The sequence below is a fragment of the Pseudoduganella violacea genome, assembly GCF_014191875.1.
In the GTDB taxonomy this organism is placed as follows: Bacteria; Pseudomonadota; Gammaproteobacteria; order Burkholderiales; family Burkholderiaceae_D; genus Rugamonas; species Rugamonas violacea_A.
In genome coordinates, this window is sequence record NZ_JACHXD010000007.1 from 245604 (window position 1) to 267948 (window position 22345).

Annotated in this window: 23 protein-coding genes; 6 read left to right on the forward strand and 17 right to left on the reverse strand. The window is 63.4% G+C overall.

The window, feature by feature from the left end; translation table 11 throughout:
• Nucleotides 1-5: 5 nt before the first annotated feature.
• From FHS03_RS14650 to FHS03_RS14665, 4 genes are all read right to left on the reverse strand, one after another.
• Nucleotides 6-1037 carry an arginine N-succinyltransferase gene (locus FHS03_RS14650; RefSeq protein WP_183441691.1) on the reverse strand — a complete coding sequence of 344 codons (1032 nt, stop codon included), beginning with the start codon at nucleotides 1035-1037 and terminating at the stop codon, nucleotides 6-8.
• A gap of 78 nt (nucleotides 1038-1115) precedes the next feature.
• Nucleotides 1116-2360 carry an acetylornithine/succinylornithine family transaminase gene (astC, locus tag FHS03_RS14655; RefSeq protein WP_183441692.1) on the reverse strand — a complete coding sequence of 415 codons (1245 nt, stop codon included), beginning with the start codon at nucleotides 2358-2360 and terminating at the stop codon, nucleotides 1116-1118.
• Between the two features lie 167 nt (nucleotides 2361-2527).
• Nucleotides 2528-3484, reverse strand: a complete 957-nt coding sequence (locus tag FHS03_RS14660; protein WP_371871704.1) for a GlxA family transcriptional regulator — start codon at nucleotides 3482-3484, stop codon at nucleotides 2528-2530.
• 44 nt (nucleotides 3485-3528) lie between these two features.
• On the reverse strand, nucleotides 3529-4446 hold the full coding sequence (locus tag FHS03_RS14665) for a DMT family transporter (protein WP_183441693.1): 918 nt from the start codon (nucleotides 4444-4446) through the stop codon (nucleotides 3529-3531).
• Nucleotides 4447-4546: 100 nt separating this feature from the next.
• Between FHS03_RS14665 and FHS03_RS14670 the strand changes: the two genes are divergently transcribed.
• The 3 genes from FHS03_RS14670 to FHS03_RS14680 all read left to right on the forward strand — a co-directional run bounded on the left by FHS03_RS14670 (nucleotide 4547) and on the right by FHS03_RS14680 (nucleotide 6253).
• Nucleotides 4547-4990 (forward strand): MarR family winged helix-turn-helix transcriptional regulator, encoded by a 444-nt coding sequence (locus FHS03_RS14670; protein ID WP_183441694.1) that lies wholly within the window; start codon nucleotides 4547-4549, stop codon nucleotides 4988-4990.
• 34 nt (nucleotides 4991-5024) lie between these two features.
• On the forward strand, nucleotides 5025-5309 hold the full coding sequence (locus FHS03_RS14675; protein WP_183441695.1) for a hypothetical protein: 285 nt from the start codon (nucleotides 5025-5027) through the stop codon (nucleotides 5307-5309).
• 107 nt (nucleotides 5310-5416) lie between these two features.
• Nucleotides 5417-6253 (forward strand): HDOD domain-containing protein, encoded by an 837-nt coding sequence (locus FHS03_RS14680; protein ID WP_183441696.1) that lies wholly within the window; start codon nucleotides 5417-5419, stop codon nucleotides 6251-6253.
• Nucleotides 6254-6385: 132 nt separating this feature from the next.
• On the opposite strand, the gene FHS03_RS14685 is transcribed toward FHS03_RS14680, so the two are convergent.
• Nucleotides 6386-7003, reverse strand: a complete 618-nt coding sequence (locus FHS03_RS14685; protein WP_183441697.1) for a glutathione S-transferase family protein — start codon at nucleotides 7001-7003, stop codon at nucleotides 6386-6388.
• A gap of 63 nt (nucleotides 7004-7066) precedes the next feature.
• Nucleotides 7067-7762 (reverse strand): helix-turn-helix transcriptional regulator, encoded by a 696-nt coding sequence (locus FHS03_RS14690; RefSeq protein ID WP_183441698.1) that lies wholly within the window; start codon nucleotides 7760-7762, stop codon nucleotides 7067-7069.
• 169 nt (nucleotides 7763-7931) lie between these two features.
• Between FHS03_RS14690 and FHS03_RS14695 the strand changes: the two genes are divergently transcribed.
• Nucleotides 7932-8537: an ORF6N domain-containing protein gene (locus FHS03_RS14695; RefSeq protein WP_183441699.1), complete on the forward strand. Its 606-nt coding sequence runs from the start codon at nucleotides 7932-7934 to the stop codon at nucleotides 8535-8537.
• 52 nt (nucleotides 8538-8589) lie between these two features.
• Here FHS03_RS14695 and secF read toward each other — a convergent pair whose 3' ends face one another.
• From secF to queA, 5 genes are all read right to left on the reverse strand, one after another.
• Nucleotides 8590-9612 carry a protein translocase subunit SecF gene (gene secF / locus FHS03_RS14700; protein WP_183441700.1) on the reverse strand — a complete coding sequence of 341 codons (1023 nt, stop codon included), beginning with the start codon at nucleotides 9610-9612 and terminating at the stop codon, nucleotides 8590-8592.
• 27 nt (nucleotides 9613-9639) lie between these two features.
• Nucleotides 9640-11502 carry a protein translocase subunit SecD gene (secD, locus tag FHS03_RS14705; RefSeq protein ID WP_183441701.1) on the reverse strand — a complete coding sequence of 621 codons (1863 nt, stop codon included), beginning with the start codon at nucleotides 11500-11502 and terminating at the stop codon, nucleotides 9640-9642.
• Between the two features lie 69 nt (nucleotides 11503-11571).
• Nucleotides 11572-11898: a preprotein translocase subunit YajC gene (gene yajC, locus FHS03_RS14710; RefSeq protein WP_183441702.1), complete on the reverse strand. Its 327-nt coding sequence runs from the start codon at nucleotides 11896-11898 to the stop codon at nucleotides 11572-11574.
• Between the two features lie 120 nt (nucleotides 11899-12018).
• Nucleotides 12019-13158 carry a tRNA guanosine(34) transglycosylase Tgt gene (gene tgt / locus FHS03_RS14715; protein ID WP_176348946.1) on the reverse strand — a complete coding sequence of 380 codons (1140 nt, stop codon included), beginning with the start codon at nucleotides 13156-13158 and terminating at the stop codon, nucleotides 12019-12021.
• A gap of 19 nt (nucleotides 13159-13177) precedes the next feature.
• Nucleotides 13178-14203: a tRNA preQ1(34) S-adenosylmethionine ribosyltransferase-isomerase QueA gene (queA, locus tag FHS03_RS14720; protein WP_183441703.1), complete on the reverse strand. Its 1026-nt coding sequence runs from the start codon at nucleotides 14201-14203 to the stop codon at nucleotides 13178-13180.
• A 65-nt stretch (nucleotides 14204-14268) separates the two neighbouring features.
• On the opposite strand from queA, the gene recG reads away from it, so the two are divergent.
• On the forward strand, nucleotides 14269-16356 hold the full coding sequence (gene recG / locus FHS03_RS14725) for an ATP-dependent DNA helicase RecG (protein WP_183441704.1): 2088 nt from the start codon (nucleotides 14269-14271) through the stop codon (nucleotides 16354-16356).
• A gap of 34 nt (nucleotides 16357-16390) precedes the next feature.
• Here recG and FHS03_RS14730 read toward each other — a convergent pair whose 3' ends face one another.
• The 3 genes from FHS03_RS14730 to FHS03_RS14735 form a co-directional block, all read right to left on the reverse strand.
• The gene (locus FHS03_RS14730; RefSeq protein ID WP_221208146.1) at nucleotides 16391-17410 is read right to left on the reverse strand and encodes a DUF3667 domain-containing protein; all 1020 of its coding nucleotides are present in this window, start codon (nucleotides 17408-17410) and stop codon (nucleotides 16391-16393) included.
• Between the two features lie 102 nt (nucleotides 17411-17512).
• Nucleotides 17513-17641, reverse strand: a complete 129-nt coding sequence (locus FHS03_RS28410; RefSeq protein WP_260110148.1) for a hypothetical protein — start codon at nucleotides 17639-17641, stop codon at nucleotides 17513-17515.
• Nucleotides 17642-17648: 7 nt separating this feature from the next.
• Nucleotides 17649-18869: an MFS transporter gene (locus FHS03_RS14735; RefSeq protein ID WP_183441705.1), complete on the reverse strand. Its 1221-nt coding sequence runs from the start codon at nucleotides 18867-18869 to the stop codon at nucleotides 17649-17651.
• 31 nt (nucleotides 18870-18900) lie between these two features.
• Between FHS03_RS14735 and FHS03_RS14740 the strand changes: the two genes are divergently transcribed.
• Nucleotides 18901-19383 carry a PEP-CTERM sorting domain-containing protein gene (locus FHS03_RS14740; protein ID WP_221208147.1) on the forward strand — a complete coding sequence of 161 codons (483 nt, stop codon included), beginning with the start codon at nucleotides 18901-18903 and terminating at the stop codon, nucleotides 19381-19383.
• A 5-nt stretch (nucleotides 19384-19388) separates the two neighbouring features.
• On the opposite strand, the gene FHS03_RS14745 is transcribed toward FHS03_RS14740, so the two are convergent.
• Genes FHS03_RS14745 through pyrC form a run of 3 tightly spaced genes read right to left on the reverse strand, consistent with a single transcriptional unit; the run spans nucleotide 19389 to nucleotide 22260 of the window.
• Nucleotides 19389-20384 carry a Gfo/Idh/MocA family protein gene (locus FHS03_RS14745; protein ID WP_183441706.1) on the reverse strand — a complete coding sequence of 332 codons (996 nt, stop codon included), beginning with the start codon at nucleotides 20382-20384 and terminating at the stop codon, nucleotides 19389-19391.
• 28 nt (nucleotides 20385-20412) lie between these two features.
• Nucleotides 20413-21210, reverse strand: a complete 798-nt coding sequence (locus FHS03_RS14750; protein ID WP_183441707.1) for a DUF3025 domain-containing protein — start codon at nucleotides 21208-21210, stop codon at nucleotides 20413-20415.
• On the reverse strand, nucleotides 21211-22260 hold the full coding sequence (pyrC, locus tag FHS03_RS14755) for a dihydroorotase (RefSeq protein ID WP_183441708.1): 1050 nt from the start codon (nucleotides 22258-22260) through the stop codon (nucleotides 21211-21213). It abuts the gene before it with no gap.
• Between the last annotated feature and the right edge of the window lie 85 nt (nucleotides 22261-22345).

Sequence of the window (22345 nt, forward strand, 5' to 3'; positions counted from 1 at the left end):
TCACTTTAAATGCGGACGCAGATCACATCGTCGCCCGCGGCGACGCCCAGCAGCTCCTGCAGATGCTGCGGCAGGCCGACGGTCTCGCTGTTCTCCAGCGCCGGGCTGGCGATGGTGACGGCGCGGAAGGCCATGCCCGGACGGGAGGCGATCGCATAGGTGGCGACGGCGTCGAGGGTATCGCCCGGCGCCACGTCCTGCACGCGGCGCGTCAGCGATGAGTTGAAGGTGCGCAGCGTATGCTTGTGGGCTTGCAGGATCGGGCCGCCATCGAAGATGTCGATGTACTCGTCGGCCTCGAAGCCTTCGGCCGTCAGCAGATTGAAGGCCAGCTCGCCCGATGGATGGATCTGGCCCATGGCCGCCTGGGCGTCGCCCGGCAGCAGCGGCACGTACACCGGGTAGTGCGGCATCAGCTCGACGATCAGGGTGCGGTTGCGCGCGCCGCCGATCACGCGTTCGGCGTCAAGGAAATCCATCTTGAAGAATTTGCGGCCCAGCGCATCCCAGAACGGCGAGCCGCCATCCGGATCGGTGACGCCGGCCAGCGGCACGAAGAAGCGGTCGCCGAAACGGTGCGGCGCCAGCACGGCGAACAGCAGGCGGGCGCGCGACAGCAGGGCCGCTTCGGGCCGGCTTTTCAGGCGCTCGTCGACATAGAAACTGGAAAGCTGGGAGTAGGCGGTCAGCTCCGAGCACAGGGTCAGCGCATGCACGCTGTGGCTGATGTTCAGGTCCCGCGAGACCTGCTGGATCACATCGTTGCGGAAGGAGAAATAAGTGCCGTTGGAACCGGCGGAGGCGAAGATGGCGGCCGTGCCGACGATCTGTTTTTCCGCCACCGATTCCAGCACAAACAGGTAGGACTCTTCGCTGGGAATATCGACATGCGCCGCGAACGAGGCAATCGAGCGCTCCACTGCCTGGACGATCTTGTCGCGCGTTTTCGGCAGGGTATGGACACCCGGCATGGTGACGGCGGCCAGCGCTTCGAGCGCGGCGATATCCGCAAGTTCTACCGGACGGACAACATACATTTGAACTCCTTGCTGAATATAGATACGCCCGGCGCCACCACAGCGCCGGGCTTTAGCAAGCCGCCGGGGCGGCCGCTATTACGCTGGCTTGGTCAGCTCGTTCAGGGCCAGGCGCAGCAGGCGGTCGGCTTCCTCGATCTGGGCGTCGGAGACGATCAGGGCCGGCGCCAGGCGCAGCACGTCGGTGCCGGCGATCAGCACCATCAAGCCTTGCGCTTCGGCGGCGCGCTGGATGTCTTTGGAGCGGCCCTTGAAGGCCTCGGCCACCACCACGCCCAGCAGCAGGCCGCTGCCGCGCACGGCGGAGAACACGTTCGGATAATCCTTGACCAGGGTTTCCAGCTTGGCGATCAGCTTGACGCTGGCTTCCTTCACGCGCGCCAGGAAGGCCGGCTGGTTGATCGTCTCCAGCACTTTCAGCGCGATGGACGCGGCCAGCGGGTTGCCGCCGTAGGTGGTGCCGTGGGTGCCCACGCTCAGGGTCTGGGCCAGCTCGTTGGTGGTCAGCATGGCGCCGATCGGATAGCCATTGCCCAGCGCCTTGGCGGCGGTCAGGATGTCCGGCGTCACGCCATAGCCCTGGTAGGCGAACAGCGCGCCGGTACGGCCCATGCCGGATTGCACTTCGTCGAAGATCAGCACGGCGCCGGTCTTGTCGCACAGCTCGCGCAGCACGCGCAGGTATTCGGGATTGCCCGGCATCACGCCGCCCTCGCCCTGCACCGGCTCCACGATCACCGCGCACACATCGTCGCCGATGGCGGCACGCGCCGCCTCGATATCGTTGTAAGGAATGTGGTCGATCGACGGCGGCAGCGGCTCGAAGCCCTCGGTGTACTTGGCCTGGCCGCCCACCGACACGGTGAACAGGGTGCGGCCGTGGAAGGAATTCAGGCAGGACACGACGCGCGATTTGTGCGCGCCGAACTTGGTGTGGGCGTGCTTACGCGCCAGTTTCAGGGCCGCCTCATTGGCTTCGGCGCCGGAGTTGCAGAAGAAGGCGCGGTCGGCGAAGGTCGCTTCGGTCAGGGCCAGGGCCAGGCGCAGCACCGGCTCGTTGGTATAGCCATTGCCCAGGTGCCACAGGGTATTCGCCTGCTGGGTCAGAGTCTCGACCAGCGCTGGATTGCAGTGGCCGAGGGAGGCCACGGCGATGCCCGACGTGAAATCCAGATAATGCTTGCCGTTCTGGTCCCACAGGTCCAGGCCCGAAGCGCGCACCGGCACCATCGCGGCAGGCGCGTAGGTCGGCACGAGCACGTCGTCAAAAGTCTGTCGGGTAACAGGGCGAGTGGTTACAGTCGAATCAAGCTTTGCATTCATGGCAATCCCCATCTAGGTAAGAGGTACGGAGGGCAGCAGGCCGCGCCCTGGTACTGGCATTGTAAAAGCGGGGATGCTAAAACTCTTTTGAATCTGCGACAAGGTTTTTCACAAATAGTAAAGATGCCACAGCTGACTTCGTGTCCACCTTGGGCTCAGCCGTAGGCTCAGGAGGCCGCGAGCTTGCGCTGGCGCTCCTCGCGTGGGGTGTTGCCGAACAGGGCGCCGAAGGCGGTGGAGAAGTGCGAGCCGGAGGAAAAACCACACATCAGGCCGACTTGGACGATGGAATGGTTGGTTTCACGCAGTAATTGGCGGGCGCGGCGCAGGCGCAGCTCCAGGTAGTAGCGCGAGGGCAGGCTGCCCAGGTATTGCTTGAACAGGCGTTCGAGCTGGCGCCGCGAGAGGCCGACCAGGTTGGCGACGTCGTCGGTGGAGAGTGGTTCCTCGATATTGGTTTCCATCAGCGTCACCGCTTCCGACAGCTTGGGCTGCAGGGCGCCGAAACGGGCTTGCAGGGCCACGCGCTGGCGCTCTTCGGGGCCGCGCACGCGTTCCACGCACAGCGCTTCCTTGATCTCGGCCTGCAGGGCAGCGCCGAACAGGGCTTCGATCAGGGTCAGCGAGAAGTCGAGACTGGCGGCGCCGCCGCAACAGCTCAGGTGGCGGCCGTCGATCACATACAGCTGGGGGATCAGGATGGCGCGGCTGGGTACGTCTTCGGTGTCGGCATACAGCGACCAGGGCAGCGCGATGCGCACGCCGCCGACGGCGCCCGCTTCGGCCAGCCACAGCACGCCGGCGCCCACGGCGCCCCAAAAGGCGGCTTGGCGGCAGCGCTCAATGGCGGCGCGGCACAGCGCGGGGTCGGGGTCGCGCGCGCCCTCCTCGCCCACCAACAGGGCCAGCTGCCAGCCGGGATGCTGCTCCGGCAGCGGCTGGGCCGCCTGCGCCAGCGTGCAGACCTCAAGCTGCAAGCCGTCCGGCAGCAGGCGCTGCGCCAGACGCAAGGGCTGCACCAGGGCCGACCAGCTCAGCGCCTCGGCTTCGCCCGCATTCACCAGCAGCACGCGCACCGGGCCGGCCTGCGTCAGCGGGGAGAGATTAGCGAATGAATTTGGCACAGCGGCTTAACATCGGGTCGGTCGGGTCTTTCAGGCAAGAGGCTTTATTCCGGCGCCAGCGAGGCGGTGGGGCGCGGCGCGCTATTCCATTGGCTGACTATCATACCGGAGATCAACAGTACCGCACCGAGCAGGCCGGTCCAGCCCAGGGTCTCGCCCAGCCAGAAATAGGCGAAGATGGCGGCGCAGCCCGGCTCGAACGCATAGATCACGGCCGCCTCGTTGGCCGTGGCATGGCTCTGGCCCCAGGTTTGCAGCGAGATGATGGCGGCCGTGGCCACCACGCCCAGATAGATCAGATTCACGCTATACAGCTTGAGTCCCTGCCAGACATAGGCCCAGTAATTGAGCTGGTCCTGGTGCACGTCGATCTGGCCGCGCGGCACTTCGCGCAGCAGGATCCACAGGCCGGCGCAGATGGCCACGGTCCAGATCTGGGCTGCGGTCAGGGTCATCAGGCGCTCGGCCTTGCGCGAAAACGCTTCCATCATCAGGATGTAGACGCCGAAGCACAGGGCCGCCAACAGCGCCAGGGTATCGCCCCGTGCCCAAGCCAGATTGCCGTCCCAGCACAGGGCGAACAGGCCGGCCATGGCCAGCGCCAGGGCCAGCACGATGCGGCCCTCGGCCTTGCGTCCCAGCAGACGGCCCAGCAGCGGCGGCACCAGCACGTTGAGGCCGCAGATGAAGGCGTTGCGGTTGGAGGTGGTCAGGGCCAGCCCTTCCACCTGGAACAGGTAGCAAAAGAACAGCACCAACCCCGCCAGGAAGCCGTAATGCAGGTCTTTCCAGCGCGCGCGCAGCAGGAAGGGCGAAAGCAGCAAGCCCGCCATGGTGAAGCGGCTGACCACGATCCAGTTCGCCGACAGATAGCCGGTCATATCCTTCATGGCCGGGAAGGTCGTGCCCCAGACTACCGTGACCAGCAAGAGGGCCAGAATGCCGCGCGCGTGTTGAGACATAGGCTATGAAATAAGCGGAAGGAAAAATGTTGTTTAGCCGCTCATATTACCCGAATGAAGGGGGAAGGGAAAATGCGGACCGGCGCTATAATCTCGCCCCATGGGGAATCGATATTTGAAAAGCATCCGTTTGCTGGCCGAGTGCATGCAAGCGTTCGAGCGGCTGTCCGGCGAGCATGTGCGCCAGTGCGGCCTGACCCATGCGCAATTCGACATCATCGCCACCCTGGGCAACACGCCCGGCATGTCCTATAAAGAGCTGGGGGAGAAAACCCTGATCACCAAGGGCACGCTGACCGGCGTCATCGAACGCCTGGAAGCCAAGGGCCTGGTCGAGCGCGAGCGCAGCGCGGACGATAAGCGTTCCTTCTTCATCCGTCTGACGGCAGAGGGAGAACGCCTGTTCCACGAGGTGTTCCCGCAAGTGGTGTCGCAAGGCGGCGCAGTGTTCGCGGCTTACCGCGAGGAAGATTTCGAAACCCTGGAAAAAACCCTGTCCGGACTCAAGCAGACGATCACGGCCGCCGGCCGTCAAGCTGACTGAACGGACACCGACTGAACCCGAGAACAAGACTACGATGTTAAAAACCACCCTGATCGCCGGCATCGCCCCGGCCAAATTCGACAAGCATATCGTCAGCAATCTGTTGCTGGAGAACGGCACGGAAGATGCCGTCCGCCAGGAAAAGCTGCTGATCGGCGTGCGCAATGAAGACGGCGCCATCTACCGTCTGATCGGCGCAACAAAACACAATAGCTTCATGAATGCCGTGGAAGAACTGTTCGACCTCGGCCTGTCCGACGAGCTGGAAGATGTGGAAGGCACCCAGGAAGGCTGCGACGCGATCTTCAGCGAAACCTGAGCCATATAGGCGCAAACAATCGGCGTCCACGATTTCCATCAAAAAAATCATTGGGGGTTTGCCTCTAAATTGATTCCGCAAGGCAATATTGTGGTTATAATTTTTGAATGGACAGACTGGACGCCTTTAAAAGCATCGCCGCCCAAGCGGGCCGCGGAGAGCTTGCATTCCCCACCAATGTGGCCGCCTCGGTCAAGCTACAGCAAGCGCTGAGCGACCCGGACTGCCACACCGATACCGCGGCCAAGCTGGTGCAGGCCGATCCCCTGCTGGCGGCGCGCGCCGTCGCCATCGCCAATTCCGTCGCCTACAACCGCTCCGGCAACGAGATTGCCGGCGTGCGCCAGGCCGTGCAGCGCCTCGGCGTGCGCACCCTGCAATCGCTGGTGGCGGCCCTGATCGTGCGCCAGCTCGGCAGCCAGATCAAGGATCCGGGCTTGCAGGCCATGGCCAAGCAGTTGTGGGAGCATACGGCCCATGTGGCCGCGCTGGCCCAGGTGATCGCGCGCCGCGTCACCCATGTCGACCCCGACACGGCCATGTTCGCCGGCATCGTGCACGAGGTGGGCGGCTTCTATATGCTGTCCTGCGCCGACAGCGACCCATCCATCATGCAGGGCGAGCCGGAAGAGTGGGTCGAGCACGGCGAGGCCCAGATCGGCCGTGGCGTGCTTAACAAGCTGATCATTCCGGAAGCCGTGATGCAGGCGGTGGAAGCGATGTGGGACGGCCTGCGCGCCCTGCCGCCGGAAACCCTGGGCGACACCCTGCTGCTGGCCAACGACCTGGCGCCCGTGCCCTCGCCGCTGCACAGCCGCCCCGGCGCCACCTCGCCGCAGGCGGCGCGCACCATCGACTTCGCCATCGGCGACGGCACCCTGAACGCCATCCTCACCGAATCGGCGGCCGAGGTGCATTCGCTGACCACGGTGCTGATGCTGTAGGTCTGGCTCAGATAAAAAAAGCCCGCCGATGTGGCGGGCCAAGTCCAAAACTAGGGATGTCCTGAAAGAGACAGTTCCATCTTATGTTTTGGACTGTTTCGGCTCTGTGCGTAACTTCACACAAACGCGTATTTACCAGACATGCTCGGTTTGCTTCCAAGCGGCAAGCTGTTGCACGCGGGCCAACCAGGCCAGCAGGTTCGGGTAATTGTCGATCGGCAGCTGGGCGCGCTCGCGGTACATCAGCGGCGCGGCGACGGCGAAGTCGGCCAGGGTCAAACCACTGCCGCTGATCCATTCGCGCCCGGCCAGATGCTGGTCCAGCACCGTGGCGAACTGTTCCAGGTCCTCGCCGCCGCGCTTCAGCTCGGCCGGGTCGGCCGTGCCGCCGGTGACGAGCGGCTTCCACACGCGCTCCCAGGTCAACACGCCGATGGCGGGCGAAAAGTGCTGGGCGGCCCAGAACAGCCAGCGGTTGATGTCGGCGCGCGCTTTCAGTTCTTGCGGATAGAGGGGCTGGCCGGGCGTCTGGTCGGCCAGGTACTGCATGATGGCGCAGGATTCCCACAGCAGGAAACCCTCGTCCTCCAGCACCGGCACCTTGCAGTTCGGATTGACCTCGCCCAGGCGGCGGCGGTCTTCCGCATCCATCAGGTTCAGCTCGACGCGATCCACCTTAATGCCGAGCTGGGCAATGGTGAGCAGCACGCGGCGGGCATTCGAGGATACGGGATGGTGGTAGAGGCGCATGTTCAAGTCTCCTGTTGGTTGGGTTGAGGACTTCATCATAAGCCTGGACACTGACAGTTTTTGTCAGGAGTCTTGCGGCGGAATCTTGTTCTCTTCGCGCCAGCGCTGGAGCAGGGTGTGGCGCGGCGTCGGATAGCATTCGGCCAGCGGTTCGGCGGCGCTGATGCGGTCGATGCGGAAGTGGCGCAGCGCCTCGCGCATTTCACACCAGGCCGCCAGCACGCGCAGCCCCTGGAAAAACGCCAGCGCAAACGGCCAGACCACGCGCTCGGACGTTCTGCCCTGTTCATCGCGGTAGGTGATGCCCAGCTTGTGCTGGCGCCGGATCGCCTCGCGCACCGGCTGCATGAAGGTGTCCAGGCCTGCGCTGTCAGGGCGCGATGGCACCCAGAGGCTGGTTTCGGCCATATCGTCGCGCAAATCCTTGGGCGTGGCGGTGGCGATCTTGGCCAACGCATTATTGGCCGCCTGCGCCAGGCCCGCATCGCCCTGCTGGCGCACCCAGCGCGCGCCCAGCACCAGCGCCTCCAGCTCATCCGGACTGAACATCAGCGGCGGCATGAAGAAGCCGGCGCGCAGTAAGTAGCCGACACCCGCCTCGCCCTGCAACGGCGCGCCCAGTTCGGCCAGGGTCTGCATATCGCGGTAAATGGTGCGCTCCGACACGCCCAGCTTTTCCGCCAGCGCCGCCGCCGTGACTGGATGGCGGTTGCCGCGCAAGGCATCCATCAGCTGAAACAAGCGGCCGGTACGGCTCATCGGAACTCCCAGGCAAAGGGAGCCAGCTTACCGCGCCCCTAGCTGAAAAACAATCCTGTCGCGCCCGCTGATGCGGCGCGACGGAGCGACAAATAGGCTTGCGTGAACGCAAACTCAAAAACAATCTGTCATGCATATTGGGGGCTAACTCAATGCCGGAAACGGAACCATGCGGAGCGAGAGCCACACACTTGGCAAACATGCCGATCTACCGCCTCTCAAGGCCATTACTCAACGGATTCTCCTACTGCGTGGTCAGAAAGTTCTGCTCGATGCCGATTTGGCCGCTTTATATGCCATACCGACAAAGCGCTTCAACGAACAGGTCAAACGAAATATCCGCCGCTTCCCGCCAGACTTCATGTTTCAACTAACAGAAGATGAGTTCGCTATTTTGAGGTCGCATTTTGCGACCTCAAACGCTTCATCGGAACGGCGCGGTGGACGCCGATATCTCCCCTTCTGCTTTACTGAGCATGGCGCCATCATGGCCGCTATGGTGATGAACAGCCCACGTGCGATTGAGGTGTCGGTGTGTGTTGTACGAGCCTTTGTACAACTGCGCGAGTGGATGGCATCGAATCAAGAACTCGCACTGAAGCTAAGCGAGCTGGAGCGTAAAACCGACCTAGCAATACAGCGGCAGCATCATTTCGAACATGAAACTTGCCACCAGATCCAGCAGATACTCGCTGCAATACGCGAATTGATGGCCCCTCCTCCACCTGGAAAAAAGCGCCCTATCGGTTTCATCACGCCAGAGGACGCGACATAAAAAAATCCCCTGGCATTGCTGGCAGGGGATTTTTTTTAGTGGAGCCGCAGGCTTAGACGACGGCGCCGTCGGTTTCGTCTTTTTCCTTGATCGGCTTGATCAGGTCTTCACGTTTGACGCCCAGCCACATGGCGACGGCGGCGGCCACGAAGACTGAGGAGTAAATGCCGAAGCAGATGCCGATGGTCAGCGCGATGGCGAAGAAGTGCAGGGTCGGACCGCCGAGGAAGAGCATCGACAGCACCATCATCTGGGTGCAGCCGTGGGTGATGATGGTACGCGAGATGGTGCTGGTGATCGCGTTGTCGATCACTTCATGCACAGTGGCCTTGCGCTGCTTGCGGAAGTTTTCGCGGATACGGTCGAAGATAACCACCGATTCGTTGACCGAGTAGCCCAGCACCGCCAGCACCGCGGCCAGCACGGTCAGCGAGAATTCCCACTGGAAGAAGGCGAAGAAGCCGAGAATGATCACCACGTCGTGCAAGTTCGCGACAATCGCCGCCACCGCGTATTTCCATTCGAAGCGGATGGCGAGATAGATCATCACGCCGACAATCACCATCACCAGCGCGTTCAAACCATTCTGTGCCAGCTCGCCGCCCACCTGCGGGCCGATGAACTCGACCTTCTGCAGCATCACCGACTCGTTGCCCGCCGCGTCCACGCAGCCGATCTTGGTCAGGTGCTCGCCCTTGTCGGTCACCTTGTCGAGCTGCTTGGTGCTGCCGTTTTCAGCCTTGCACAGCGCTTGGAAAACCTTTTGCGAGGTATCGGAGCTGCTGGCGCCCGGCGTGATCGGCAAACGGATCATGGCGTCGCGCGCGGTGTCGAAGCTGGTCACTTCGGGCTGTTCGTAGCCCAGCGTTTCCAGCGTGTGACGGATGGCGTCCAGATTGGCCGCCTTCGGATACTTCACCTCCATCACGGTGCCGCCCTTGAACTCGACCGACAGGTGCAAGCCCTTGGTCGCCAGGAAGAACACCGCCGCCACGAAGGTCAGCGCCGAGATCACGTTGAAGATCAACGCGTGGCGCATGAAGGGGATGTCTTTTTTAATGCGGAAAAATTCCATGTAATCCTCTACTGTAGGTATGCCGTTTTACTTCGCCTGGTCTGGAACCCAGACCGTGCCGATGGACAGCGACTGCAGTTTCTTCTTGCGGCCGTACCACAGGTTGACCACGCCGCGCGACACGAAGACGGCGGAGAACATGGAGGTCAGAATACCCAGGCAGTGCACCACGGCGAAGCCGCGCACGGCGCCGGAGCCGAAGACCAGCAGGGCAAGACCGACGATCAGGGTGGTCACGTTCGAGTCCAGAATCGTGGCCCAGGCGCGGTCGAAGCCGGCCGAGATAGCCGCCTGCGCCGAAGCGCCGGCACGCAGCTCTTCGCGCACACGTTCGTTAATCAGCACGTTGGCGTCGATCGCCATACCCAGGGCCAGCGCGATAGCGGCGATGCCCGGCAGGGTCAGCGTGGCCTGCATCACCGACAGGATGGCCACCAGCAGCAGCACGTTGACGGCCAGCGCCAGCACGCTGAAGAAGCCGAACATCATGTAGTAGGCGATCATGAAGATGGCGATGGCGGCAAAGCCGTACATCGTCGAGTGCAGACCCTTGGTCACGTTCTCGGCGCCCAGCTGCGGGCCGATGGTGCGTTCTTCGATGGCTTCCATCGGCGCGTACAGCGCGCCGGAGCGCAGCAGCAGTGCCAGTTCGGCGGAGTTTTCCATCGAACCCATGCCGGTGATGCGGAAGCGGCTACCCAGTTCGCTCTGAATAGTAGCCACGGACAGCACTTCCGGCTTGCCTTTTTCGAACAGCACGATGGCCATGCGCTTGCCCACGCGTTCGCGGGTGGCTTCGCGCATCTTGCGGCCGCCGTCGCCATTCAGGTCGATGCTGACGGCCGGCTGGTGGTTTTCGTCCAGGCTGGCGGTGGCGCTGGAGATGTAGTCGCCGCTCAGCACCACGTCCTTGGTCAGCACGACCGGGGTGTTCTTACCGGAGGTGAACAGCTCGGAGTTGTACGGAATGGAGGCGTTCAGCTCCGTGCCCGGGGTGATGGTGTCGTCCACCATGCGCACTTCCAGGGTGGCGGTACGGCCGATGATGGACTTGGCGCGCGCCACGTCCTGCACGCCCGGCAGCTGCACCACGATGCGGTCGGCGCCCTGCTGCTGGATGATCGGTTCGCTCACGCCCAGCTCATTGACGCGGTTCTGCAGGGTGGCGATGTTTTGCTTGACGCCGTTGTCCAGCGTTTCTTTCAGCGCGGCCGGTTTCAGGCTGGCGACCAGTTTCAGGTCGGCGCCGTCGGCCGCTTCAACGAAGGCCAGGTCCGGCATCTGGCCGGACAGCACGTCCTTGGCCTTCTTGCGGGTTTCCTCTTCGCGGAACTTGATTTCGACGGTGTTGCCGACGCGGTCGATGCCGGCGTGGCGCACGTTCTTGTCGCGCAGCTCGGCGCGGATGGCAGCCTGAAAGCCTTGCACGCGCTTGGTCAGCGCCGCCTTGGTGTCCACCTGCATCAGGAAGTGCACGCCGCCGCGCAGGTCCAGGCCCAGGAACATCGGCAGGGCGTGCAGTTTCTGCATCCACTGTGGGGTGTTCGGCATCAGGTTGACGGTGACGATGTAGGCCTGGTCGGCGGGATCGGGGTTCAAGCCTTTTTCCAGGGCCAGACGGGCCTTGAACTGGCTGTCGGTGTCGGCGAAGCGGGCGCGCACGGAGTGGCTGGTGCCGGCATCGAGGCTGACGCCATTGTTCGGGATATTTTCCTGCTTGAGGACCGCTTCCACGCGGGCAGCGGTTTCGCTGTTCACCTTGACGGTGGATTTGCCACTGGTGATTTGCAGTGCAGGCGATTCGCCGAAGTAGTTCGGCGCCGTGTACAACGCGCCGAAAAGCACGGCCACGGCGATGATGATGTATTTCCAGACAGGGTAGCGATTCATATTCTTCAGTGTTCTGGGTTTATCAGGCGTCGGATGCACAAGCGGGCGGTCGAGCCGCCCGCGCCGTTCTTACAGACCCTTCAGCGTGCCTTTCGGCAGCAGCGTGGTGATGGAGCTCTTCTGCACCACGATGTCGGTGCCGGTGGCCACTTCCAGCGTCACGTAGACGTCGCTCACTTTGGACACTTTGCCCAGCAGGCCGCCGGCGGTCACCACTTCGTCGCCCTTGGCCAGCGCGTCCATCATGGCTTTCTGTTCTTTGGCGCGTTTTTGCTGAGGACGGATCATCAGGAAGTACATGACGACGAACATCAGTACGATCGGCAGGAAGCTGGTCAGATTGCTGCCCAGGGCCGAATCGGCGGCGGTTTGAGCGTAGGCGTTGGAAATGAACACGGGTGACTCCAATATCGGGTTTTGAAAAAATTAGCGCTGTATTCTAGCACTGGCTAATAGCGGCATATGGGGATATATAGGCCATTTTGCAAGATTGCCGCCGCCCGGGCGGCATCTACGCTACACGCCGCGCGCGCGGTCGGCGTGGAATTGCTGCACCCAGGCCGGGAAACGGTCCTCATCCAGGGCTTCGCGCATCTGGCGCATGATGTCCAGGTAGTAGTGCAGATTGTGGATGGTGTTCAGGCGGGCGCCGAGAATTTCCTGGGCGCGGTGCAGGTGGTGCAGGTAGGCGCGCGAGAAGTTGCGGCAGGCGTAGCAGCTGCAAGTCTCGTCCAGCGGCGCCTTATCGTCCTTATAACGGGCGTTCTTGATCTTGACGTCGCCGAAGCGGGTGAAGATCCAGCCATTACGCGCATTCCGCGTCGGCATCACGCAGTCGAACATATCGACGCCGTTGGAAACGCCGGCCACCAGATCCTCCGGCGTGCCCACACCCATCAGATAGTGCGGCTTGTTGGCCGGCAGGCGCGGGCCGACATGTTCCAGCACGCGCATCATATCTTCCTTCGGCTCGCCCACCGACAGGCCGCCGATGGCCAGGCCGGGGAAGTCGATCTCTTCCAGCTTGGCCAGCGATTCGTCGCGCAGCGACTCGAACATGCCGCCCTGGACGATGCCGAACAGCGCGTTCGGATTCTCGCCGCGCTTGAACTCATCCATCGAGCGCTGGGCCCAGCGCAGCGACATGCGCATCGACTTGGCCGCTTCGTCCACGGTGGCGGGACGGCCGTTGATTTCATACGGCGTGCACTCGTCGAACTGCATCACGATGTCGGAATTGAGCACGCGCTGGATCTGCATCGAGATTTCCGGCGAGAGGAAGAGCTTATCGCCGTTGATGGGCGAGTTGAAATGCACGCCCTCTTCGGTGATCTTGCGCATCTCGCCCAGCGAGAACACCTGAAAGCCGCCGGAGTCGGTCAGGATGGGCTTATCCCAGCCCATGAAGCCGTGCAGGCCGCCGAACTTGGACATCACGTCGTTGCCGGGACGCAGCCAGAGGTGGAAGGTGTTGCCGAGGATGATCTGGGCGCCGATTTCCTTCAGCTCCAGCGGCGACATCGCTTTCACCGAGCCGTAGGTGCCGACCGGCATGAAGATCGGGGTCTGCACTTCGCCGTGGTTCAGTTTCACGGTGCCGCGGCGGGCCTTGGTCTTGCCCGTGGTGTCGGTCTTGATGAGTTTAAATTCCAGCATGGTTCAATATCCTGTCAGGTCACGCGCGGTTGGGCGTGGTCAGCAGCATGGCGTCGCCATAGCTGAAGAAGCGGTATTCATTGGCGATCGCGTGCTGATAAGCGTGGCGGATCTCGGTAAACCCGGCGAAGGCCGACACCAGCATCAGCAGGGTCGATTTCGGCAGGTGGAAGTTGGTGATCAGGCGCGTCACGGTCTTGAACTGGTAGCCCGGCGTGATGAACAGGGCCGTGTCGGCGCTGCCCGCCGCCAGCTGACCGCTCTGCGAGGCCGATTCCAGCGCGCGCAGGCTGGTGGTGCCGACCGCCACCACATCGCGGCCGGCGGCGCGCGTGGCGCGCACCGCGTCCACCGTGGCTTGCGGCATGGTGTACCACTCGGTGTGCATCTTGTGCTCGGCCAGGTTTTCGGTGCGCACCGGCTGGAAAGTGCCGGCGCCCACGTGCAGGGTCACATAGGCGAATTGCACGCCCTTGGCTTTGAGCTTGTCGAGCAGAGCTTCATCGAAATGCAGGCCGGCGGTGGGCGCGGCCACGGCGCCCGGCACCTTGTTGAACACGGTCTGGTAGCGCGTTTCGTCGAATTCACCCGGCGCATGCTCGATATAGGGCGGCAGCGGCAGGCGGCCATACTGCTCGATCAGCTCGAACACGTCGGCGTCGAAATGCAAGGTGAAGAATTCGCCGGCGCGCTCGCCCACGGTGACGTCGAAAGCGTCGGCCAGGCGGATCTTGACGCCGGGGCCGGGCGACTTGGAGGCGCGCAGCTGGGCCAGCACGGTGCGGGTATCGAGCACGCGCTCGACCAGGGCCTCGACCTTGCCGCCGCTTTCCTTGACGCCGAAAAAGCGCGCCTTCAGCACGCGGGTATCGTTCATCACCAGCAGGTCGCCCGGCTGGAGCTGGTCGATGATGTCGGTGAATTGGCGGTCGTGCAGACGCGCGCCATCGACGTGCAGCAGGCGCGAAGCACTGCGGTCCGGTAGCGGAAATTGCGCAATACGTTCTTGCGGCAAGTTAAAATCGAAATCGGAAAGCGAATACATTGACGTACTTGTAAAACTGTTGGGCAACCTTCTATTTTACGCTAAGCCCAGCCCACCACCCGAAAATGGCAGAAACCACGCAAAAAGCCGCACCGGCCAAGGCCGCAGCTAAACCTCCCGCAAAAAAGGCCACGGCCGAAAGCAAGCTGGCCAAACTCGGCCTGCGCAGCGATATGGACCTGGTGCTGCACCTGCCCATGCGCTACGAAGACGAGACCCAGGTCGTGGATATCCGCGAAGCCTGCCTGCGCGGCGGCCATGTGTCGCAGGTCGAGGGCGTGGTGACGAAAAACGAGATCGCCTACAAGCCGCGCCGCCAGTTGCTGGTGCAGATCGCCGACGAAACGGGCGAGCTGCAGTTGCGCTTCATGAATTTCTACGGCAGCCAGGTCAAGCAACTGGCCGAAGGCACGCGGGTGCGCGCGCGCGGCGAGCTGAAACACGGCTTTTTCGGCGCGGAGATGGTGCACCCCGCGTATAAGATCATCAATGAGGGCGCGCCGCTGCCCACCTCCTTGACACCGGTCTATCCTTCCGGCGAAGGCCTGTCCCAGCTGGTGCTGCGGCGCGCCATCGCCGACGCCATGCGGCGCGTGGACTGGCGCGACACCGTGCCGGCCGAGGTGATCGAGCGCATGCGCCTGTCCAATTTCGAGCCGGCGGTCAAGCTGCTGCATTATCCACCGCAGCAGGTGGACGAGAATGCGCTGGCCGACCGCTCGCACCCAGCCTGGACGCGCATGAAGTTCGACGAGCTGCTGGCCCAGCAGCTTTCGCTGAAACGGGCGCAGCGCGCGCGCCGTTCCAAGGGCGCGGCGGCCCTGAAGAAGGTGGGCACGCTGTCGGCCGCCTTCCAGGCCGCCCTGCCCTTCAAATTGACCAAGGCCCAGCAGCGCGTGCTGACCGAAATCCGCGCCGACCTGCGCCAAGCCTATCCCATGCAGCGCCTGCTGCAGGGCGATGTGGGCAGCGGCAAGACCGTAGTGGCGGCGCTGGCGGCGGCGCAAGCCATCGACAGCGGCTTCCAGGCGGCCCTGATGGCGCCCACCGAAATCCTGGCCGACCAGCACTTCCGCAAGATCGCGGCCTGGATGGAACCGCTGGGCGTGAAAGTGGCCTGGCTCACCGGCAGCCTGAAAAAGAAGGAAAAAGCAGCCGCCACGGCCCTGGTGGAATCGGGCGAAGCCCAGCTGGTGATCGGCACCCACGCGCTGATCCAGGACACTGTGCAGTTCTCGAAACTGGGCTTGGTGATCGTCGACGAGCAGCACCGCTTCGGCGTCGGCCAGCGCCTGACCCTGCGCAACAAGGGCCAAGGCGATCTGGTGCCGCACCAGCTCATGATGTCGGCCACGCCGATTCCGCGCACGCTGGCGATGACCTATTACGCCGACCTGGAAGTGTCGGTGATCGACGAGCTGCCGCCCGGCCGCACGCCGATCGTGACGCGGGCGGTGGACCAGAACCGGCGCGACGAGGTGATCGAGCGCGTGCACGCGGCGGCGCTGGAAGGCCGCCAGGCTTACTGGGTCTGCCCGCTGATCGAGGAATCGGAAGCGCTGCAGCTGCAAACGGCGACCGAAACCTACGAAACCCTGGCCGCAGCCCTGCCTGACCTGCGCGTGGGCCTGGTGCATGGCCGCCTGAAACCGGCCGAAAAGCAGGAGGTGATGGACGCCTTTGCCGCCGGCGAGGTGCATGTGCTGGTAGCGACCACGGTGATCGAGGTCGGCGTGGACGTGCCGAACGCCTCGCTGATGGTGATCGAGCACGCCGAACGCTTCGGCCTGTCGCAGCTGCACCAGTTGCGCGGCCGCGTGGGGCGCGGTTCGGCGGCCAGCGTCTGCCTGCTGCTGTACCAAAGCCCGCTGGGCCATGTCGCCAAACAGCGCCTGATGACGATGCGCGAAACCACAGATGGCTTCGAGATCGCGCGGCGCGACCTGGAAATCCGCGGCCCCGGCGAATTCCTCGGCGCGCGCCAGTCGGGCCAGGCCATGCTGCGCTTCGCCGACCTGGAAACCGACGGCTGGCTGGTGGATCAGGCGCGCGACGTGGCGCACGCCCTGCTGCAGGAGCCGCAGCACCAGTCCACGGTGGACGCCCACCTGGAACGCTGGCTGGGCGGGCGCGAGGAATTCCTCAAGGTCTGACGCCATATGGCGCCGTCGCAGCCGCCGCCGCAACTTAGCCGTGGGCTGCGATGCCGATGAATTCGGCCGCCATGGTGAGCGCCACGATCATCGTCAGGTGCAGGCCAATGAGCAGCAGCCAGCGCGCGATGGTGGCCAGCCAATGGCCGCCGTACACGCGCTGCATGGCCAGCGGTAGATAGACGATCAGCGCCAGCAATGGCAAGAGCTGGACATAATCCGCCAGCGCTGCCGGCTGCACCGCATTAGCCACCAGCAGCCACATCGCCGTTCCCGGCAACACGATCATCACGCTGGCCGCCAGCAGCGCAAACGCATTTGCGTGCATGGCAAACAGCACATGCTCGCCATAGCGCCGCCCCGAACGCAGATACAACAGCTTCAGATACAGGGCAAACAACGGCAGGGCACCAATCAGCATATACGGCAGATTGCTGCGGAATCCTTGGTTCAGACGCTCGGCGCGACGCTGCGCCGGTTCGTCGAAGAAGTGGCGCACATTGTCAGCCCAATGCGTATTAACGCGCGCCAATTGCGATAACACGGCCGCGATCCCGTTGCGCACCTCGGGCGCATCGCCCGCCTTGTCATACATGGTGGCGCTGGCCGTGGTGACGGCCTCGCGTCCTTTGCCGGAACCGCCGATATGGATCGTTCGCTCATAACTCATGCCCACGGAGTCGGGCGCCAGCGTCAATTGCGGCAGCGTGATGCCGCAGATTTTAATCAGGGCGAAAAAGACCAGGCTTAAAGTCAGATACAGGCGCAGCGGCTCCAGGAACGGCACGCGGCGGCCGTGCAGGAATTCCGTGGTGAGCTGGCCGGGGCGCAGTATCAGCAGCTTCAGCGTGCGCCACAGCTTGCCCTCCAGCGCCACGTAATGGCCAATGAATTCATGCGCGAATTCGCCCACGCTGGGCGGATGCGCATGCACGGCCTCGCTGCAGTGATGGCAGAATTTGCCGATGACGGCGGTGCCGCAACTGCGGCAATGGGGATCGTGCACCGGCCCGGCTGCGGGGCCGGTGGGAACGGAATGGAGGCGGGGCTTCAAGTATTGTCTTTCGGAAATCTTGCCAGTCCGTCAGCATACCTGATGCCTTGGTAAAAAAACAAATGCGCCAGCGCCGGTTGTTGCGCCGACGCCGCGCCCACCTCAAAAGCACATATAAAAGCGGTTCGCCAGGTCCAGCATGAAGCCTGGCTGCAAATAGGCGAGAAAGCCCGCGGTAAGCGCGACGGCCAGCACCAGCCAGCCGAGAATCCGCAGGAGCCGCGTCTTCATGACCGCCTCACGCAGCCTGTAATGCAGGCCGCGACAGCGGCCGCTCATTGATCGGCAAGTTGACCAGGCCCGCCACGATGCCCAGCGCGATGGCGATACCCCACACCAGATCGTAGTTGCCGCGCTGGTCGAACAGATAGCCGCCCAGCCAGACGCCGAGGAAGCTGCCGATCTGGTGCGAGAAGAAGACCACGCCCGCCAGCATGGACATATGCTTGACGCCGAAGATGCCGGCGATGATGCCATTCGTCAGCGGCACGGTGGAGAGCCAGATGAAGCCCATTGCCGCGGCGAACAGGTAGACCGACATCGGCGTCAATGGCGCCAGCAGAAAAACCGAGATGATGACCGAGCGCGCCAGGTAAATAAAGGACAGCAGATAGCGCTTGGGCAGCTTGCCGCCCAGCTGTCCGGCTGTGAACGAGCCGAAGATATTGAACAGGCCAATCAGGGCCAACGCCATCACCGCCACGCCGGGATCGGCCACGCCTTTGTCTTTCAGATAGGCCGGCAGGTGGACGCCGATGAACACCACCTGGAAGCCGCACACGAAATAGCCGGCCACCAGGAAGAGGAAGGAGCGGTTGCCCAGCGCCTCGCGCAAGGCCTCGCCCGTGGTCTGTTGCTGCTGGCCGTGAGCATGTTCATGCGCAGGCTCGCGCAGCTTGAAGGACATGGGAATCATGGCGACGAAAATCAGGCCCGCCAGCAGATAGAAGGCCTGCTGCCAGCCCACGGCCGAAATCATCTGCTGCTCGATCGGCATCATCATGAACTGGCCGAAGGAGCTGGCCGCGCCGGACACGCCAAAGGCCCAGGAACGCTTTTCCAGCGGCGCCGCGCGGCCGATGATGCCGCTCACCGCGCCAAACGCGGTGCAGGACAGCGCCAGACCAATCAGCACGCCCGATCCGATCACGAACAGCATCGGCTGGCTCACCAGGGCCATCCAAAGCAAGCCTGCCACATAGGCCAGGGCGCCGAACAGCACCACGCGCATGGTGCCGAAACGGTCGGCCGCCATGCCGGCGAAGGGGCCAAACACGCCCCACATCAGATTCTGCACCGCCATCGCCAGCGAGTAGGTTTCGCGCGACCAGCCATTGGCCTGCGAAATCGGCTGCATCCAAAAGCCAAAGCCATGCCGCACGCCCATCGCCAGGGTCAGCACCACGCCGCTGGCGATCAGGACGGTTTTCAAATCTAGGGAGGGTTTGGCGGAACTCATGGAGAAATTGGCTATATAAATCGAGCATTAAGTGTACAAGAAAGCCAATCAATCGGCAGAGAGCGCATTTGCTTACTCGAATTCAGATTTTTACAACAATTGCAAATGTGGTAATATTGCGGTGCAATATTCCTTCTTTCAATTGAACACCGGAGTTTTGATGCGCAGTTTCTGCCTTGTATTGGCAATCGTCTCGGCCATGACGGCCAGCTCAACTGCTCTTGCAAGCAAAACTGTCCACGACAAAGAAAAGCCCGCAGCTCCGGCGACGGTCCCTACCTCCGTGCCAACGCTGCAAGCCGAGGGCCAGCCGCACGAAATCGCGCGCGAGGAAGAAAAAGCTGAGCCGGCAGAAGCCGACTACGCGGCGACACAGGACAACGATCCCAAACACGCACGCGACAATGCCGCCGAACCGGTCCCCGAGCCATCGGGCTGGGCGCTGCTGCTGGCGGGCGCCTGCGTGATCGGCCTGGCGGCGGGCCGCCGCCGCGGCTCCGAAACCTTCCACTGATTCGGTTAAGCGCCCTGGCGGTCGGCGGGATAGGCCACGCCGATCTGGGCGCGCATCGCATCCAGTACCCCCATCAGGGCCACGCTTTCCGCCTGCGGCATGACCGGGCTTTCCAGCAAGCCGGCGCGCAGGCAGCGGCTCACTTCCATGATCTCGTGCGCATAGCCATGGCCGATGCGCGGCAATTGCTGCGTGCGGCCAGTACCGTCGTTCAGTTCGACAGTGATGCTTTCGGTATTGTGGAAGCGGCCATTCAGGCGCAGAAAGCCTTTGCTGCCGCAGATGGTCAGCTCGGTCGGCGTGCGCGCGCGCAGGCTGCTGGTGCAGGTGCTCATGCCGCCATTCTGGTGGCGCAGGATGAAGCTGGCCTGCACATCGACGCCGGTCGGTCCCAGTTCGCCGCTGGCCTGCACCGACGCCACCTCGCCCATGAGGAAGGCGGCAATCGATAGCGGATAAATGCCCAGGTCGAGCAGGGAACCGCCGCCCAGTTCGGGGTTGAACAGGCGATGTTCGGGGCCAGCATCGGAAGCGAAACCGAAATCGGCCTGCACGGTGGCGGGCAGGCCGATCTCGCCGCTATCGACGATGCGTTTGGCTTCCAGCACGGCCGGCAGGAAGCGCGTCCACATCGCCTCCATCACGAACAGCTTTTTCTCGCGCGCCAGGGCGATGATGCCCTCGGCCTCGCGCCGGTTCACGGTGAAGGATTTTTCAACGAGGATGGGCTTGCCCGCGTTCAGGCACATGAGGGCATCCGCATGGTGCATGGGATGCGGCGTGGCGAGATACACCACATCGACTTCAGGATCGTCGGCCAGCGCCTGATAGCTGGCGTAGCTGCGCGCCACGCCATATTCGGCGGCGAAGGCGGCGGCATTGACCTCCGTGCGCGATGCCACCGCCACCAGTTCCACATCATTCACTTCAGTCAGCGCCTTGGCGAATGCCTTGGCGATTTTGCCCGTGCCGAGTATGCCCCAACGGATAGCCTTGCTCATGGTCTCGCTTTCTCCGCCGGGGCGGGGTTCAGGCTGCAGTCATCCGCTTGGGACGGAAAACGGCAGCGTCGTTATAGAAATCGTCATCCTGCTGCGGCCACCAGCCGGGAATGCCCAGCACCGGCAGCGGCGTGAAACCGGCGTTGCTCAAGCCCTCCTGTTCCAGCAGGCGCGTTTCGCGCTCGTCGATCCAGGCGCGGCGCGCCACCGGATCGAGCGCAAAGTAGCGGTCGTCGGCCAGCAGCACGCGGGTGTGGGCGGTGATGGCCTTGTAGGGCGCCACCAGCTTTTCCATCAGCGCGTGACCGAACAGCCAGACCTCGGCATCCGTGCCGAACATGGCGCGGCGCTCGACAAAGGCTTCGCGCCAGCGGTGATTGCGCAGGGCATCCACCAGGGCCGCGCCGTCGGCATTGTCGCGCACCACCAGCAGGGCCGAGTTCTCGTCGTAGATGGTGGCGGCGTCGCGCGCAGGGCCGCGCGATTTGCCGACACCGTCGCGCGCGATCTGCGCCGCCTGCAAGGCGTTCAACTGGCGTTTGACATGCGGGAAGGTGAGCCAGATCAGGCCATTGAAGAAATCATGCAGATTATCGCGCGTCGGCACGCCGCCGGTAGCGCCGATGAATTCCTCGTAGGCCGTTCCTTCCGGCAGCGCGGCTTGCGGCACGAAGGAGAGCGGCAAGCCGAGATGGTTGCGCAGCCCCAGCGCGCTGGCCTGGGCGCAGAAAGTGTCGATCACGCTGCTGCCGCTCAAGTCGCTGCGCGAGGCGACGTCCCGCACCGAGGCGAACCAGGGGCGGGACCAGTCGATGTCCGCGAACACTTACGCCATTTTCCAGTTGATCGTTTCGCCGGCGTTGAGCGGCACGATTTCCTGGTCGCCGAATGGCAGGGTTTCAGGCAGCGCCCATTGCTCGCGCTTGAGGGTGATGGTGTCGGTGTTGGGAGGCAGGCCGTAGAAGGCCGGCCCATTCAGGCTGGCGAAGGCTTCCAGCTTGTCCAGCGCGCCGGCGCGTTCGAAGGCTTCCGCGTACAGCTCCATCGCATGCAGCGCGGTGTAGCAGCCGGCGCAGCCGCAGGCCGCTTCCTTGGCGCCCTTGGCGTGCGGCGCCGAGTCGGTGCCGAGGAAGAAGCGTTCGTCGCCGCTGGTGGCCGCCGTCACCAGCGCCAGGCGGTGCTCTTCGCGTTTCAGCACCGGCAGGCAGTAGTAGTGCGGGCGGATACCGCCTTTGAAGATCTCGTTGCGGTTGTACAGCAGGTGGTGTGGCGTGATGGTGGCCGCGATCGGACCTTCCGCCTCGGCCACGTACTGCGCCGCATCCTTGGTGGTGATGTGTTCGAAAACGATGTTCAGGGCCGGGAAGTCGCGGCGCAGCGGGCGCATCACACGCTCGATGAAGACGGCTTCACGGTCGAACAGGTCGATGTCCTGGTCGGTGACTTCGCCATGCACCAGGAAGGGCATGCCCACTTCCTGCATCGCTTCCAGCACCTTGTAGCAGTTGGCCAGGTCGGTCACGCCCGCGTCGGAATTGGTGGTGGCGCCGGCCGGATAGAGCTTGACCGCGTGCACGATGCCGCTTTCCTGGGCGCGCAGAATCTCTTCCGGCGAGGTGTTATTGGTCAGGTAGAGCGTCATCAGCGGCTCGAAGCTCATGCCCAGCGGCAGAGCGTCCACGATGCGTTGGCGGTAGGCCTCGGCCGCCGCCACCGTGGTCACGGGCGGCTTCAGGTTCGGCATCACGATGGCGCGGGCAAACTGGCGCGCGCTGTGCGGCAGCACGCTGGCCATGGTGGCGCCATCGCGCAGATGCAAATGCCAGTCGTCTGGGCGGATAATGGTCAGGCTGGAAGGGGCGTCGAATTGGGACATGGCGGCTCTCATATTGCGGATGCCGGTATTTTACCTGCTGCCCGCCCCCAAACCCGCGGCACGCAGCAAATGCTTGACGAAATGT